General features: G+C 61.9%; 17 protein-coding genes, 1 tRNA gene and 1 pseudogene. 14 read left to right on the top strand and 5 right to left on the bottom strand.

What is annotated here, in order from left to right; translation table 11 throughout:
* Nucleotides 1–32 precede the first annotated feature (32 nt).
* From hpf to OKW43_RS15565, 5 genes are all read left to right on the top strand, one after another.
* Nucleotides 33–389 carry a ribosome hibernation-promoting factor, HPF/YfiA family gene (gene hpf / locus OKW43_RS15585; RefSeq protein ID WP_027199628.1) on the top strand — a complete coding sequence of 119 codons (357 nt, stop codon included), beginning with the start codon at nucleotides 33–35 and terminating at the stop codon, nucleotides 387–389.
* Nucleotides 390–735: 346 nt separating this feature from the next.
* Nucleotides 736–1,251, top strand: a complete 516-nt coding sequence (locus tag OKW43_RS15580) for a PTS sugar transporter subunit IIA (RefSeq protein ID WP_083421008.1) — start codon at nucleotides 736–738, stop codon at nucleotides 1,249–1,251.
* Nucleotides 1,252–1,327: 76 nt separating this feature from the next.
* The gene (hprK, locus tag OKW43_RS15575; RefSeq protein ID WP_008921706.1) at nucleotides 1,328–2,296 is read left to right on the top strand and encodes an HPr(Ser) kinase/phosphatase; all 969 of its coding nucleotides are present in this window, start codon (nucleotides 1,328–1,330) and stop codon (nucleotides 2,294–2,296) included.
* Between the two features lie 97 nt (nucleotides 2,297–2,393).
* Nucleotides 2,394–3,287, top strand: a complete 894-nt coding sequence (rapZ, locus tag OKW43_RS15570; protein WP_027199627.1) for an RNase adapter RapZ — start codon at nucleotides 2,394–2,396, stop codon at nucleotides 3,285–3,287.
* 39 nt (nucleotides 3,288–3,326) lie between these two features.
* The gene (locus tag OKW43_RS15565; protein ID WP_187633990.1) at nucleotides 3,327–3,962 is read left to right on the top strand and encodes an LON peptidase substrate-binding domain-containing protein; all 636 of its coding nucleotides are present in this window, start codon (nucleotides 3,327–3,329) and stop codon (nucleotides 3,960–3,962) included.
* Nucleotides 3,963–4,030: 68 nt separating this feature from the next.
* Here the strand turns inward: OKW43_RS15565 and mutY are convergent, their stop codons facing one another.
* Nucleotides 4,031–5,092 carry an A/G-specific adenine glycosylase gene (gene mutY, locus OKW43_RS15560; protein ID WP_429448302.1) on the bottom strand — a complete coding sequence of 354 codons (1,062 nt, stop codon included), beginning with the start codon at nucleotides 5,090–5,092 and terminating at the stop codon, nucleotides 4,031–4,033.
* Nucleotides 5,093–5,159: 67 nt separating this feature from the next.
* Nucleotides 5,160–5,990 carry a bifunctional DNA-formamidopyrimidine glycosylase/DNA-(apurinic or apyrimidinic site) lyase gene (gene mutM / locus OKW43_RS15555; RefSeq protein WP_187633992.1) on the bottom strand — a complete coding sequence of 277 codons (831 nt, stop codon included), beginning with the start codon at nucleotides 5,988–5,990 and terminating at the stop codon, nucleotides 5,160–5,162.
* An 87-nt stretch (nucleotides 5,991–6,077) separates the two neighbouring features.
* Here mutM and OKW43_RS15550 point away from each other — a divergent pair, with 87 nt between their 5' ends.
* The 8 genes from OKW43_RS15550 to hisC all read left to right on the top strand — a co-directional run bounded on the left by OKW43_RS15550 (nucleotide 6,078) and on the right by hisC (nucleotide 13,335).
* Nucleotides 6,078–7,916, top strand: coding sequence for a tetratricopeptide repeat protein (locus OKW43_RS15550; protein ID WP_429448299.1), 1,839 nt, complete (start codon nucleotides 6,078–6,080; stop codon nucleotides 7,914–7,916).
* A complete protein-coding gene (gene lolB, locus OKW43_RS15545; RefSeq protein WP_187633994.1) occupies nucleotides 7,916–8,548 on the top strand; it encodes a lipoprotein insertase outer membrane protein LolB in 633 nt (210 codons plus the stop codon). Before OKW43_RS15550 ends, lolB begins: the two co-directional genes overlap by 1 nt.
* Nucleotides 8,549–8,639: 91 nt before the next feature.
* The gene (gene ispE / locus OKW43_RS15540) at nucleotides 8,640–9,521 is read left to right on the top strand and encodes a 4-(cytidine 5'-diphospho)-2-C-methyl-D-erythritol kinase (RefSeq protein WP_429448297.1); all 882 of its coding nucleotides are present in this window, start codon (nucleotides 8,640–8,642) and stop codon (nucleotides 9,519–9,521) included.
* 52 nt (nucleotides 9,522–9,573) lie between these two features.
* Nucleotides 9,574–9,650 (top strand) — tRNA-Gln (locus tag OKW43_RS15535).
* A 62-nt stretch (nucleotides 9,651–9,712) separates the two neighbouring features.
* Nucleotides 9,713–10,669 (top strand): ribose-phosphate pyrophosphokinase, encoded by a 957-nt coding sequence (locus tag OKW43_RS15530; protein ID WP_062125957.1) that lies wholly within the window; start codon nucleotides 9,713–9,715, stop codon nucleotides 10,667–10,669.
* A 163-nt stretch (nucleotides 10,670–10,832) separates the two neighbouring features.
* Nucleotides 10,833–11,450 (top strand): 50S ribosomal protein L25/general stress protein Ctc, encoded by a 618-nt coding sequence (locus OKW43_RS15525; RefSeq protein WP_187633996.1) that lies wholly within the window; start codon nucleotides 10,833–10,835, stop codon nucleotides 11,448–11,450.
* A 149-nt stretch (nucleotides 11,451–11,599) separates the two neighbouring features.
* Nucleotides 11,600–12,205, top strand: coding sequence for an aminoacyl-tRNA hydrolase (gene pth, locus OKW43_RS15520; protein WP_187633997.1), 606 nt, complete (start codon nucleotides 11,600–11,602; stop codon nucleotides 12,203–12,205).
* Between the two features lie 50 nt (nucleotides 12,206–12,255).
* Nucleotides 12,256–13,335, top strand: coding sequence for a histidinol-phosphate transaminase (gene hisC / locus OKW43_RS15515; RefSeq protein WP_429448294.1), 1,080 nt, complete (start codon nucleotides 12,256–12,258; stop codon nucleotides 13,333–13,335).
* A 74-nt stretch (nucleotides 13,336–13,409) separates the two neighbouring features.
* On the opposite strand, the gene OKW43_RS15510 is transcribed toward hisC, so the two are convergent.
* Together OKW43_RS15510 and OKW43_RS15505 are read right to left on the bottom strand one after the other, a co-directional pair.
* Nucleotides 13,410–13,667: a YfhL family 4Fe-4S dicluster ferredoxin gene (locus OKW43_RS15510; protein ID WP_187633999.1), complete on the bottom strand. Its 258-nt coding sequence runs from the start codon at nucleotides 13,665–13,667 to the stop codon at nucleotides 13,410–13,412.
* A 319-nt stretch (nucleotides 13,668–13,986) separates the two neighbouring features.
* Entirely contained in the window at nucleotides 13,987–14,541 is a 555-nt protein-coding gene (locus OKW43_RS15505; protein ID WP_187634000.1) for a hypothetical protein, read from the bottom strand.
* Between the two features lie 93 nt (nucleotides 14,542–14,634).
* Between OKW43_RS15505 and OKW43_RS15500 the strand changes: the two genes are divergently transcribed.
* Nucleotides 14,635–14,982, top strand: a complete 348-nt coding sequence (locus OKW43_RS15500; RefSeq protein WP_187634001.1) for a winged helix-turn-helix domain-containing protein — start codon at nucleotides 14,635–14,637, stop codon at nucleotides 14,980–14,982.
* A gap of 16 nt (nucleotides 14,983–14,998) precedes the next feature.
* On the opposite strand, the pseudogene OKW43_RS15495 reads toward OKW43_RS15500, so the two are convergent.
* A pseudogene (locus tag OKW43_RS15495) lies at nucleotides 14,999–15,241 on the bottom strand (hypothetical protein); the annotation flags it as partial.
* Between the last annotated feature and the right edge of the window lie 28 nt (nucleotides 15,242–15,269).

Below are 15,269 nucleotides of genomic sequence, written 5' to 3'. Positions count from 1 at the left end.
GGACCAAGCGGCCATTAGCTTGGAGAAGCACTATGAATCTCAAGATCAGTGGACACCACCTCGAAGTAACGCCTGCGTTGCGCGAATACGTGATCACCAAACTGGATAGGGTGCTAAGACATTTCGATCAGGTCATCGACGGCAGTGTGGTCCTCTCGGTCGACAACCATAAGGAAAAGGACAAGCGTCAAAAGGTGGAAATCAACCTCCATCTGAAGGGTAAGGATATCTTCGTCGAGAGTTGTGACAGTGATTTGTACGCTGCGATCGATCTGATGATCGACAAGCTCGACAGGCAGGTGATACGCCACAAGGATCGTCTGCAAGGCCATCAGCACGAAGCGATCAAGTATCAGCCGGCGCCGCAACTAGACGTGCCGCCGCAATAGGAGAAATTAGAGGGAATTCCCTCATTTCGCCTGAACTCGTCAAGCCGCCCGCGACCGGGCGGTTTTTCGTTTCGGCGCCCGCTCTCCGCTCACCGCCCGCCGGTGCGCGTCGTCGAGGCCGATTTCAACCGTTCCCGCAGTCGGTTGCGCAGCGCGACATGAGCCGCGCCGCAAGCGGTGAAAAACCTGATATGCATAGATGGCGCGCCGCACCATCGACCGTCGCCCTGTTCTATAATGTTCCGGTTACCATCGGGGTCAAGCCAGTTCTGACGAAGTGGGGCCGGCCGAAGCGTCAGGCTTTCTCGATCGACTCTCACCGCCCATCTTCGCCAGCATCGAACGAATGGAACGCCACTCAACCGCCCCGGTGGGGAGAACTCAGGCCACGTTTTCGCCTGTCAACATGAATCGTTTAGCCAAATTTCTTCCCCTCGAGAACGTCGTCATCGGACTATCGGTCACCAGCAAGAAACGCGTGTTCGAGCAAGCGGGCCTGATCTTCGAGAACCAGAACGGCATCGCCCGCAGCACTGTCACAGACAATCTTTTTGCGCGAGAACGACTCGGCTCGACCGGGCTCGGCGAAGGCGTCGCGATTCCGCACGGGCGGATCAAGGGCCTCAAGCAGCCGCTCGCCGCATTCGTCAGACTCGCGGAACCCATCCCCTTCGAAGCGCCGGACGGCCAGCCGGTCTCGCTGCTGATCTTCCTGCTCGTCCCCGAACAGGCCACTCAACAGCACCTCGAAATTCTTTCCGAGATCGCGCAGTTGCTGTCCGATCGCGACGCCCGCGAGCGGCTGCACACGGAAGAAGACCGCGAATCGTTGCATCGCCTGCTCACCCAGTGGCAACCTTGATGCAACGGCGGCGGTAGTTCGTACGCGCACACACAGGTAAGGCCCGGCAAGCGGCTCACACTGGAGTCACTGACTCATGGATACGTCCAGCATCAACGCCCAGAGCATTTTCGACGACAACGCCGCCATGCTGAAGCTCAGCTGGCTCACGGGGCATGAAGGCTGGGAGCGCGGCTTTTCTTCGGAATCGGTCGCCAATGCCACGTCGAGCGCCGACCTTGTTGGCCACTTGAACCTGATCCACCCGAACCGGATCCAGGTACTCGGCGACGCTGAAATCGACTACTACAAACGTCAGACCGACGAAGACCGCTCGCGCCACATGGCTGAGCTGATCGCACTGGAGCCACCCTTTCTCGTCGTCGCGGGGGGAGTCGCGGCGCCGCCGGAGCTAGTGCTGCGCTGCACGCGCTCGTCGACTCCGCTGTTCACGACGCCGACCTCGGCGGCCGCGGTAATCGATAGTCTGCGTCTTTACATGTCGCGCATTCTCGCGCCGCGCGCGACGCTGCACGGCGTGTTTCTCGACATCCTCGGCATGGGCGTGCTGCTGACCGGCGACTCGGGTCTCGGCAAGAGCGAGCTCGGCCTCGAACTGATCAGCCGCGGCCACGGTCTGGTCGCCGACGACGCGGTCGACTTCGTGCGCCTCGGGCCGGACTTCGTCGAAGGACGCTGTCCGCCGCTGCTGCAGAACCTGCTCGAAGTTCGCGGCCTCGGTCTGCTCGATATCAAGACGATCTTCGGCGAAACGGCGGTGCGCCGCAAAATGAAGCTGAAGCTGATCGTGCAACTGGTGCGCCGCCCCGACGGCGAATTCCAGCGGCTGCCGCTGGAAAGCCAGACTGTCGACGTGCTCGGCCTGCCGATCAGCAAGGTGACGATCCAGGTGGCCGCGGGCCGCAACCTCGCGGTCCTGGTCGAAGCGGCCGTGCGCAACACGATCCTGCAGCTGCGCGGCATCGACACGCTGCGCGACTTCATGGATCGGCAACGTCTCGCAATGCAGGATCCCGATAGCCAGTTTCCCGGCAAGCTGATCTGAAGCCGGCGCAGCGCCATGAAGCGCCCGCGGAAGGCAGGTCGCGGGCACGCGCATGGAGGCCAGATGCTATGATGAAATCTACGCTTTCGACGACTCCATGCGCATAATCCTGATCACCGGTATCTCCGGCTCCGGCAAATCGGTTGCCCTGAACGCGCTCGAAGACGCGGGCTATTACTGCGTCGACAATCTGCCGCCGCGTTTTCTGCAGCAACTCGCCACGTACCTCGCCGCGGATGGCCAGGATCGTCTCGCGGTCGCGATCGACGCGCGCTCCAGTTCGTCGCTGGACGAAATGCCCGCGATGATCCACGACCTCAAGCGCTCACACGACGTGCGTGTACTGTTCCTGAGCGCGAGCACGCAGTCGCTGATTCAACGCTTTTCCGAAACACGTCGCCGCCACCCGCTGTCCGGCTCACCCGCGCACGACGCGGACGTGGGCCTGCTCACGTCGCTCGCCGAAGCGATCGAACGCGAGCGCGAACTGGTCGCGGGACTTGCCGAATTCGGCCATCAGATCGACACGAGCAATCTGCGCGCGAATGTGCTGCGCGCATGGGTCAAGCGCTTCATCGAGCAGGAGGACGCGGGGCTCGTGCTGATGTTCGAGTCGTTCGGCTTCAAACGCGGCGTACCGCTCGACGCGGATTTCGTATTCGACGTACGCACGCTGCCGAACCCATACTACGATCATGAATTGAGGCCGCTCACCGGCCTCGACAAACCGGTGATGGATTTTCTCGATGCGCAGCCCGTCGTCCACGAGATGATCGACGACATCGAGAAATATCTGTCCAAGTGGCTGCCGCATTTCCGCGACGACAATCGCAGCTACCTGACCGTCGCAATCGGTTGCACGGGCGGCCAGCACCGCTCGGTATTCATCGCGGAGACGCTTGCCGCGCGTCTCGCAACATCGGCGAATGTGATTGTGCGGCACCGCGATGCGCCGGTCGACGTCGGCGAATCATCGAAGCTGGTGGCTTAACCGGCCGCATCGCGCGGCCTTAACCCGAAGCGTTGCGCCATGTCCTCTACGCCTACTGTGTACGCCGATTTGCCGCTGTTTCCGCTGCATACGGTGCTATTTCCCGATGGCTTGCTGCCGCTCAAAATCTTCGAAGCGCGCTACCTCGACATGGCGCGCGACTGTCTGCGCGAAAAAGCACCGTTCGGCGTGTGCATGCTGAAAAGCGGCGCTGAAGTCGCGCGCGAGGAAGAACCTTCGGTGCCCGAAACGATCGGCTGTCTCGCCGAAATCGACGAGTGCGACGTCGAAGCATTCGGCATGCTGCTGATTCGCGCGCGCGGTACGAAGCGCTTTCGTCTGCTGTCGCATCGCGTCGAAGCGGATGGTCTGCTGGTCGGCATGGCCGAGCCGCTCGCCGACGACCTGCCGCTCGAAGGCAACGAGCTATTGGCCAAATTCGGCGCGTGCGCCGAAGTGCTCGAGCGGATCATTGCGACGATCCGCGAACGCGATCCGGACAGCCTACCGTTCGCGGAGCCGTTCCGGCTAGCCGATCCGTCGTGGGTGTCGAACCGTCTCGCCGAGGTGCTGCCGATCGCGCTGCGCGCGCGGCAAAAGCTGATGGAATTGACCGATGCGGGCGCGCGCATCGACATCGTGCATCACTACATGCAGCAGCATCAGTTGCTGTGAAATCCTGAAGGCGTGAAGGCGGCCGCGCGCAACGCAGGTTGCGCACGCAATGCCGCCGATCCCTTCCGCTAGATCAACGAGCCACGCAGACTGGTGAGCAGCTTGCGCACCGGCGCCGGCACGCCGAACGCATCCAGATCGCGGAGCGCTACCCAGGCGGTGTGCGCATCGTTGAGCGCGGCCAAGGCGCCGACACCGCGATCGAGCTCCGCGAGCCGCGGTTCGATATCGAGCTTGAAGTGAGTGAATACGTGCGAGAACGACGCGAGCGGTGACACCTCTCCGTCGCTGCCGAACGAGCGCGCCCGTTCGGCCAGCGATGCTTCGTCGGCGGCTTCGGGCAGACTCCACAGACCGCCCCAGATGCCCGACGGCGGACGCCGCTCGAGCATCACCGCATTGCCGTCGCGCAGCACCAGCATCCACGTGCGGCGTGTCGGCACCGCTTTCTTCGGGCGCGCGATCGGCAATTCGCGCTGACGGCCGGTGACGTTGGCGACGCAGTCCGGCGCGAACGGACAGCGCGTGCAGTCCGGTTTGCCGCGCCCGCACAACGTCGCGCCAAGATCCATCAAGCCCTGCGTGTACGCGCTGACCTCCGCGTTCGACGCATTCGACGGCAGCAGCGATTCCGCGAGCGTCCACATTGCGTTCTCAACTTTCTTCTCGCCCGGAAAACCTTCGACGCCGAATACGCGTGCAAGCACGCGCTTCACGTTGCCATCGAGAATCGTCGCGCGCGCGCCGAACGCGAACGACGCGATCGCCGCGGCCGTCGAGCGTCCGATGCCGGGCAACTCGGCGAGCTGATCGACCGACGCTGGAAACACGCCGCCATGCTGCTCGACGACCACCTGCGCGCAGCGATGCAGATTGCGCGCGCGCGTGTAGTAGCCGAGGCCGGCCCACAGTGCCATCACTTCATCGGACGGCGCGGCGGCGAGCGCAGCGACATCCGGGAAACGCGCGAGAAATTTCGCGTAGTACAGAATCACCGTCGACACCTGGGTCTGCTGCAGCATGATTTCGGACAGCCAGATGCGGTACGGATCGCGCGTGTTCTGCCACGGCAGATCATGGCGCCCATGTTGGTGCTGCCATGCGATCAGACGCGCGGCAAAATCCGGCATCGGCGCAATCGCGGGTGTGGAATCGGACGCGCTGGTCGTTGGAGTCGGGCGGGAAGGCATCGAGAATCTAGCGCTGGCAGGTGGGACAGAAGTATGTGGAGCGTTGCCCCTGCACGATCTGTTTGACTGGCGTTTCACATACGCGGCATGGCAGGCCAGCGCGATCATAGACGAAGTAGTCGAGCTGGAAATAGCCGCTCTCGCCGTCGCTGCCGACGAAATCGCGCAGCGTGCTGCCGCCCTTGTCGATCGCGGCGGCGAGCGTTACGCGCACGGCATCGGCCAGCAGTTCATAACGCACGAGCGACACACGGCCCGCCGCGGTGGTCGGCCGGATGCCCGCACGAAAGAGACTTTCCGACGCGTAGATGTTGCCCACGCCGACCACGATGTCTCCCGCCAGCAGCGCCTGCTTCACCGACACCTTGCGCCCGCGCGTCAGCCGATGCATCAGCGCGCCCGAAAACGCCGGCGAGAAAGGCTCGACGCCAAGGCTCGCGAGCAGCGGATGGTCGAGGATGTCGCCTTCTTCGCGCGGATGCCACAGCACCGCGCCGAAGCGGCGTGGATCACGATAGCGCAGGATGAAGTCATCGAAGATCCAATCGACATGGTCGTGCTTCGCCGCGGCCGGCGGATGCGGCACGTGACGCAGAACGCGCAACGTGCCCGTCATGCCGAGGTGCACGATGAACCACCCTGCGTCGATTTCGAACAGCAGATACTTGCCGCGCCGCTCGACTTTGCGTACCACATGGCCGCACAAGGTCTTCGCAAGATCGGTCGGAATCGGCCAGCGCAGCGCGGTCGTGCGCACGTCGACGCGCTCAACCTTGCGCCCGGACACATACGGTTCGATCCCTCGTCGGGTAACCTCGACTTCTGGCAACTCTGGCATGGCTGAGTGGTCTGCTACTTGCGTGAGTGGTTGTGCGCGTATTGTAGCGAGCGCGTTACAATCGACTGAAACATTGAACGGATTTCCATGAACGTGTCCTTCGTGAAGCTGCTTTCAAAGCGCCGCGCGCGCGTGTCCCACGTGCCGCTCGGCTCCGCTCGGCGGATGCTCGGTGCAGCCGCGCTTGCATTGTGGGCGCTGGCCGCTGTGCCCGCGCATGCGCAGGACCCGTCGCCGGATTCCGACGACACGTCGGTCACGATGCCGGACCCGCTGGGCCCGGCAACGCCTGAAGAGGAAAAGTCGCTGCCCGACGTGCCGCTGTCGAGCCAGATCGTCTTCCAGGTGCTGGCCGCCGAAATCGCGCTGCAGCGCGACCAACCGGCACCCGCCTATCAGACCTACCTCGCGCTCGCGCGCGATACGCACGACCCGCGCATGGCGCAACGCGCCACCGAAATCGCGCTGGCCGCGCAGAGCCCGTCGGACGCACTGGCCGCCGCGCAACTGTGGCAACAGTACGCGCCGAGCTCGGAACGCGCCGCCCAGCTCGACGCATCCCTGCTCGTGCTGTCGGGCAAGCCCGATGATGCGTCGCCGATCCTGTCGCAAGAACTCGCGAAGGTACCTGAAGAAAATCGCGGCAGCGCTATGCTCGCGCTGCAACTGCTGCTGTCGCGCGGCCCGAACCGAATCGGTGGCCTGCACGTGTTGCAGGAGCTGGTGAAGAACGACATGAACCGGCCGGAAGCGCAACTGGCCGTCGCGCGCCAGCAGCTGCTGGCCGACGACGCGCCGGGAGCGCGCAAGTCGCTCGAGCAGGCGCTCGCGATCAAGCCCGACTATCTGCCGGCCGCGCTGATGCTGTCGCAGATGGGCCCGGAAGAGCGTAAGGAAGGCATCGCGTCGCTCGAAAAGTACGTGCAGCAGAACCCGAAATCGCATGACGCGCGGCTCGCGCTCGCGCAGATGTATCTCGCGAGCGACCGTCTCGACGACGCGCAGAAGCAGTTCGAGATCATGCGCAAGGCGAACTCCAACGACCTGACGCCGTTGATGGCGCTTGCGCTGATCAAGATCCAGCAGAAGAATCTGGCCGAAGCGCAGACCTATCTGATGCAGTTCGCGCAGCAGGCCGAGAAGACGCCGGGCGCCGATGCAGGCCAGGCCTACATCTATCTCGCGCAGCTGGCGCTCGAACAGAAGAACGAAGCGGCCGCCGACGGCTGGCTGAACAAGATCTCGCCGGCGAGTCAGCAATACCTGGCCGCGCAGATCACGCGCGCGCAATTGCTTGCGAAACAGGGCAAGACCGATGAGGCGCGCCAGTTGCTGGCCAATTTGCAGACCTCTGATCCACGTGACGTGGCGCTGATCGCGCGCACCGATGCGGCGATCCTGTTCGACGCGAAGCGCTACCCGGAGGCCGAACAGCGCCTGCAGCAAGCCACGGCGAACTTCCCCGACGACCCCGATCTCACCTACGACTACGCGATGGCCGCCGAGAAAACCGGCCATTACGACGTCATGGAAGCGCAGTTGCGCAAGTTGATCCAGACGCAGCCGGACAACCCGCAGGCGTATAACGCGCTCGGCTATTCGCTCGCCGATCGCAACCAGCGCCTGCCGGAGGCGGATAAACTGGTCGAGAAGGCCTCGGCGCTTGCACCGAACGATGCGTTCATCATGGACAGCGTCGGCTGGGTCAAGTACCGGATGGGTAACACGACCGACGCGATCAAGCTGCTGCGCAAGGCATACAGCCTCCAGCCGAACGCCGAAATCGGCGCGCACCTGGGCGAAGTGCTGTGGAAGGCCGGCGATCGCGAACAGGCGCGCGCCGCGTTCCGCGAGGCACGCAAACTAGAACCCGACAACGAGACTCTCGTCAAAACGTTGCAACGTCTTCAGGTAAACGATCTTTGATGCGTCTTTCCCGTTTGATTTCTTTTTCCAGGGCGCCACGCGGCATCGCGCTCGGGCTCGCGGCGGCAGCGGTTGTCGCGCTGGCCGGCTGCGCGTCGGTGAAGCCGCAGGGGCCGTCCACGTCGAACGCGGCAACCGAAGTCACCGCGCAGACGAGCCGCTCGTATCAGGGCCGCTTCGCGATCCAGTACAACGACCAGAACGGTCAGCAGCGTAACGCCTACGGCAATTTCTCGTGGCAGGAGACGGGCGACACTGTCACACTGCAATTGCGCAATCCGCTCGGCCAGACGCTGGCCATCGTGACGTCGTCGCCGGCTACGGCCACGCTCGAGTTGCCGAACCGCCCGCCGCTCACCGCCGACAACGTGTCGACACTAATGCAGAACGCGCTCGGCTTCACGCTGCCGGTCGAAGGGCTGCGCTACTGGCTGCAGCCGTCGCCGGCGCCGACGTCGCGCGCGACGACCGAGAAGGACCCGGAGCAGCCGTCGCGCCTGAAGCAGATCACCCAGGACGGCTGGACGATCGACTATCTCGCCTATGCCGATGCGCCAGCCACCGGCGTGAAGCGGCTCAATCTGAGTCGCTCGGAGCCGCCGCTCGACATCAAGCTCGTACTGGATCAGTGAATCGTCTTTGCTGTGGGGCTTTTACCCCGGCATTCGCTCACGTAACCTTGCTACCCGTTTGGCGCCACTGTGGCGCATGTAGCCTTCACTCATGATCGAAACAAGCAATTCGCTGCGCGACTGTTTCGCGCCAGCGAAACTCAATCTCTTTCTGCACATCACTGGTCGTCGGCCGGATGGTTATCACACGCTGCAAACGGTCTTCCAGTTGCTTGACTGGGGCGACACGCTGCACTTCACGCGACGCGACGACGGTCTCATCACGCGCCGCACCGAAATCGCAAACGTCCCGCCCGAGCACGACCTGACCGTGCGTGCCGCGACGTTGCTGAAGGCGCATACGAACTCCGGCGAAGGCGTCGATATCGAAATCGACAAGCGCCTGCCGATGGGCGCGGGTCTCGGCGGCGGCAGCTCCGACGCGGCGACGACGCTGCTCGCGCTCAATCGCTTGTGGAAGCTCAATCTGCCGCGCCAGGAATTGCAGGATCTCGCGTTGAAGCTCGGCGCGGACGTACCTTTCTTTGTATTTGGAAGAAATGCGTTCGCAGAGGGTGTCGGAGAATCTTTAGACGTTGTACAATTGCCGCCGCGTTACTTCCTGGTTGTGACGCCGAGGGTGCAGGTTCCAACTGCAGCGATTTTTTCCCAGAAAGCGTTGACAAGAGATACAAAGCCTCTCATAATTACGGACTTTCCTGCAGAACATAGCTGCAACACTGAATGGCCAGAAAGCTTCGGCCGGAATGACATGCAGCAGGTTGTCGTAGGAAAGTACGCGGAGGTGGCGCAAGTGTTGCGGTGGTTTGAAAACATCGCTCCAGCGCGGATGTCCGGATCAGGTGCAAGTGTTTTTGCAGCGTTCCGTAGTAAAGCTGAAGCAGAAGCGGCGCAAGCCAAACTGCCCGGCGATTGGAACAGTGCAGTAGCAGCGGGCCTGGATTTGCATCCACTCTTTGCTTTCGCGTCATAAGTTTTGCATCGTCGAACGAAACTCCACGTTCGGCGGAGCTCAAAGTCAGTGTAGGGGAGTCGCCAAGCTGGTTAAGGCACCGGATTTTGATTCCGGCATGCAAAGGTTCGAATCCTTTCTCCCCTGCCAAAAATTCTCGTAGTTCGCTGTAGTTCGCATTTCTCCCGCCCCCAGCCTGAAGTAGGTGCACGATGAGCAGCCATGACGGCCTGATGGTTTTTACTGGCAACGCAAATCCCGCGCTTGCTCAGGAAGTCGTCAAAAACCTCGGTATTCCCCTCGGCAAAGCAATGGTTAGCCGTTTCTCGGACGGTGAAATCCAGGTTGAGATTCAGGAAAACGTGCGCGGCAAGGATGTCTTCGTCCTGCAATCCACGTGTGCACCGACGAACGACAATCTGATGGAACTGATGATCATGGTCGATGCGCTCAAACGCGCATCCGCAGGCCGGATCACCGCAGCCATCCCCTACTTCGGTTATGCCCGTCAGGATCGTCGCCCGCGCTCGGCGCGCGTCGCCATTTCGGCGAAGGTCGTGGCTAACATGCTGGAAATCGCCGGCGTCGAGCGGATCATCACGATGGATCTGCACGCCGACCAGATTCAAGGCTTCTTCGACATCCCGGTCGACAACATCTACGCAACGCCCGTGTTGCTTGGCGATCTGCGCAAGCAGAACTACGAGAACCTGCTGGTCGTTTCGCCGGACGTCGGCGGCGTGGTGCGCGCCCGTGCATTGGCGAAGCAGCTCAATTGCGATCTCGCGATCATCGACAAGCGTCGCCCGAAGGCGAATGTCGCCGAAGTGATGAACATCATCGGTGAAGTCGAAGGCCGCACCTGCGTGATCATGGACGACATGGTCGACACGGCAGGCACGCTGTGCAAGGCCGCGCAGGTTCTGAAGGAGCGTGGCGCGAAGCAGGTGTTCGCGTACGCTACCCACCCGGTTCTGTCGGGCGGCGCGGGCGAGCGCATCGCCGCTTCCGCACTCGACGAACTCGTGGTCACGGACACGATCCCGCTCGGCGAAGAAGCCCGTTCGTGCGCGAAGATCCGTTCGCTGACGAGCGCCGGCCTGCTAGCCGAAACGTTCTCGCGCATCCGCCGCGGCGATTCGGTGATGTCGCTGTTCGCTGAAAGTTAAGCATTTGTGAAGATGCCGCGTACCGCTTCGTGCGACACGCGGCGTTTTTGCACAATCGGCATGAACGAACGAAGGTTCGTGCCGCTATCCCGGGCCTCAGCCATTACGGCTTCGAGGCCTTGTTTTTGCTGCCTGGTCGCGGGCAGTGCATTGGAGATTCAACATGAAAGTAGTCGCTTTCGAGCGTTCCCTGCAAGGTACGGGTGCGAGCCGCCGCCTGCGTAACTCGGGCAAGACCCCGGGTATCGTTTATGGCGCCGGTGCTGACACGCAACTGATCGAACTCGATCACAACGCCCTGTGGCACGCGCTGAAGAAAGAAGTTTTCCACTCGTCGATCCTCGATCTGGAAGTGGCCGGCAAGTCGCAACAGGTTCTGCTGCGCGACGTGCAATACCACCCGTTCCGTCAGCTCGTGCTGCACGTGGACTTTCAGCGGGTCGACGCGACGAAGAAGCTGCACACCAAGGTGCCGCTGCACTTCTTGAACCAGGAAATCAACCCTGCAGTGAAGCTGTCGAGCGCGGTGATTTCGCACATCATCAACGAAATCGAAATCGAGTGCTTGCCGTCGGCGCTGCCGGAATTCATCGAAGTCGACCTCGCGAAGATCGAAGCAGGTCAATCGGTTCACGCGAAGGACATCCCGTTGCCGGCAGGTGTGGCGCTCGTCGCCCACGTCGACGCGGAAAACCCGGTGGTCGCTGCTGCAACGATTCCGGCTGGCGCAATCGCTGAAGACGCGGCTGCTGCTGAAGGCGGCGAAACGCCGGCTGCTTGAGAGCCTTCCGGTTCGAAGCAAGCAATCCTCTCGATCCGTTTCCGATGAAACGGTCGATGTGACCCGCCGAGGTTCGCCCTGGCGGGTTTTTTTTCGGCTTTTCATTCCGGCTGCTGTTTCACTTCCAGACCTGGTGGACTCACGCAATCATGATCAAGCTGATCGTCGGGCTCGGCAATCCGGGCGCCGAATACACCGCGACGCGTCACAACGCCGGCTTCTGGCTGGTCGATCAACTCGCGCGGGAGTCAGGCACGACGCTGCGCGACGAGCGACGCTTTCACGGCTTCTACGCGAAGGCGCGGCTGCATGGCGAGGAAGTGCATCTGCTCGAGCCGCAGACCTATATGAACCGCTCTGGCCAATCGGTCGTCGCGCTCGCGCAATTCTTCAAGATCCTTCCCGACGAGATCCTCGTCGCGCACGACGAGCTCGACATGCCACCCGGCAGCGTCAAGCTGAAGCTCGGCGGTGGCAGCGGCGGGCATAACGGGCTCAAGGACATCAGCGCGCATCTGTCGTCCCAGCAATACTGGCGGCTGCGGATCGGCATCGGCCATCCGCGCGATCTGATTCCCGAGAGCGCGCGCGCCGGCGCGAAGCCGGACGTTGCGAACTACGTACTAAAGCCGCCGCGGCGCGAAGAGCAGGAGGTGATCGATGCGTCGATCGAGCGTGCGCTCGCGGTGATGCCGCAGGTCATCAAGGGCGAGCTGGAACGCGCGATGATGCAACTGCATCGCAACAACAGCTGACGCGCGCCGCATTCATCGAGATCCGCAATCGACCTCGCGAGGAGAATCGCTTGAGCCGCTACTGGAGCGACATCGTTCACCGTCTGACGCCTTATGTGCCGGGCGAGCAGCCCGCGCTCGCGCATCCGGTGAAGCTGAACACCAACGAGAATCCGTATCCGCCGTCGCCACGCGTGCTCGACGCGATCCGCCGCGAGCTCGGTGACACGGCCGACGCACTTCGCCGCTATCCCGATCCGAGCGCGCGCAAGCTGCGCGAAACGGTGGCCGCGTATCACGGCATCCGCGCCGATCAGGTATTCGCGGGCAACGGCTCGGACGAAGTGCTCGCGCTGACGTTCCAGGCTTTGCTCAAGCATGACGAACCGCTGCTGTTTCCCGACATCACCTACAGCTTCTATCCGACCTACGCGAAGCTGTTCGAAGTCGACTACCGCACCGTTCCGCTCGACGACCGCTTCGCGATCAACATTAACGACTACGCGGTGCCGAATGGCGGCATCCTGTTTCCGAATCCGAACGCGCCGACCGGCCGTCCGCTGCCGCTCGCGGAAATCGAACGCCTCGTCGCGAGCCATCCTGATTCGGTCGTGGTCATCGACGAAGCCTATGTCGACTTCGGCGCCGAGTCGGCGATTGCGCTGATCGACCGCTATCCGAATCTGCTCGTCGTGCAGACGGTGTCGAAGTCGCGTTCACTCGCTGGCATGCGCGTCGGCTTTGCGTTTGGCGACGCGGCGCTGATCGATGCGCTCAATCGCGTGAAGGACAGCTTCAATTCGTACCCACTCGACAAGCTCGCGCAAGCCGCGGCTACCGCAGCCTACGAAGACGACGCGTGGTTTCGCGAATGCTGCGCGAAAGTGATCGCGAGCCGCGAACGGCTCGCCGCGGAATTGACCGCGCTCGGCTTTGAGGTGGTACCGTCGGCCGCGAATCTGCTGTTCGCGCGGCATGAAGGCTACGACGCGGCGACGCTCGCGTCGCGGCTGCGGGAAAAGGAAATTTTCGTGCGGCATTTCAACGCACCGCGCATTGACCAACATCTGCGGATCTCGGTCGGCACCGACACCGAATGCGACATCCTGCTCGACGCACTGCGCGGCATTTTCAGCGCTTACGTCGGATAACGGAAACGCCGCCGAAAAAAACGGCGAAGGCCCGCAAGCCTTCGCCGTTTTCTTTTATGCGTTACCCGCGAACTTCAGGCGCCCTTGGCAGCCTGCAACGCGTGATATTTCGCCATCAAGCCTTCGCGCGTTTCCGGGTGGTTCGGGTCACGCGGGATGCACTCGACCGGGCACACCTGAATGCACTGCGGCTCGTCAAAATGACCGACGCACTCGGTGCACTTCTTCGGGTCGATCACATAGATGTCCGGGCCCATCGAAATCGCGTCGTTCGGGCACTCGGGCTCGCAGACGTCGCAATTGATGCACTCGTCGGTAATCATCAGAGCCATGCTGCCACCAACTTTCGTCGAAAAAACAACATATTATAGCTTTTCCGCCTGCCGCACGCTGGTGCAATCTCGCGCCAGCATCCTGGAACTTCGCAGCACACGCGTAGCGGAAGAAGTACGTCGATACTTGTTCGATAGCGAGGACGCGCCGAAGGCGATTTTCATATCCATTCATCACCACGCGCCCTTTGCACCGTCGTCAATCAGGGCGGTGATGCCGTGCAGGTACGTGTGACCTATCAAGCCGTCACGCTCGGCAAGCCGATCATCGACCCACGGTCCGTCAGCGCCAATCTGGCGGCAAAAGCCGACGCCAGACTCAGGCGCGCGAAGTTCCTTGCGTCGGCAGCAGCGCGAGGACGCCCTTCACGACGTACAGCATGATGAGCGCGCCGGACAGATCGCCGGCACACATCAGGAAGAAGCTTTGGACAAGCTCGTGTGTGTTTCCCTGCAACGCGAACCAGATGTGATGTAACAGCGGATTCGCGATCGAATACGCGAGCGCCAGTACGAGTAGTCGCTTCGCGGTGAGGTTGGTCAGCAAAGCATTCAATCCATACCACTCCCTTGCGAGGCGATACACCGCGTACGGCGCCACGGTGGCGATGATTCCGCCGGCGATTGATCGAACAGGGTCGTGCGGGAAGAAGTAGAAAAAGTCGACGAGCCAGCTCGCCAATAGCAAGCCGATTGCGCCATCACCGCCCAAAAGCAGGGTGCTCAGCAGTCTGACGCCTGACGGCAGGTAGATCCAGTTCACGCCCCGGACGAACTCGGTATGCGTGAAGACTTCCTGGTTGATCCACAGCGACAACACGAACACGATGGCCGTGCCCACGACCGAGAGGAAACGTAAACGTAAGCTAGACATGGAGATAAAATAGGTGAGCCCGGTTGTCGCTGGGCAGCATCACGGTTCGCTTTCCGCGCTCGGGTTAGCGGCGTTTTCGTTGGAGCGATGGTCATGACCCGCCCTGCTGATATCTATCTTCGATTTCTTCAACTGACCGAAGCACTGCGAGGTCTTCCCTCACTTCCCGCGCTCGATCCCCTCGAAGAAAGAATCCTGGAATTCGTTGCTCGCGTGAGGCAAAAAAACGAGCGGCTGTCGGTCCGAGACATGATGGCGCAAAGCGCGCTCGGATCGCCGGCGACCTTGCATGCCCGTATCACGTCAATGCGCGAAAAGGGCTGGCTCCTTCTCAACGACACTGAAGACGCTCGCCGCAAACAGGTCGAGCTAACGCCCGCGGCCCTCAAACACTTTGACAAACTTGCCGAGGCGTTCACCAAAGCCGCGAAGGGTAGCTGACATTGCTCTGCGTCGGTTATGCCGGCACTGTCCGACTAGAAAAGCTCCTCATTCCGATTGCAACGCCCGTCTGGTTACTCGGCCCGGGCAATTCCACGTACGCGGCACCTGTCATCCTGTTGAAATCCACCGTACCGTAAAGTTCTGTGCACTTCGTCAGTTCATACCCGGCGAATTGGACAAAGGCATATCGATTGCCCTCGCCCAATATCCCGCTTGTCGTAGCCCCGTTGCGCATGTGATCGTAATAGCACGCGGTGGATAGCAGCACCGAAGCAGCGATCCGC

This window comes from Paraburkholderia sp. WC7.3g (assembly GCF_050436345.1).
GTDB classification, from domain to species: Bacteria; Pseudomonadota; Gammaproteobacteria; order Burkholderiales; family Burkholderiaceae; genus Paraburkholderia; species Paraburkholderia podalyriae.
Note: the sequence above shows the minus strand (reverse complement) of the source record. Positions and strands in the feature narration are given on the sequence as shown.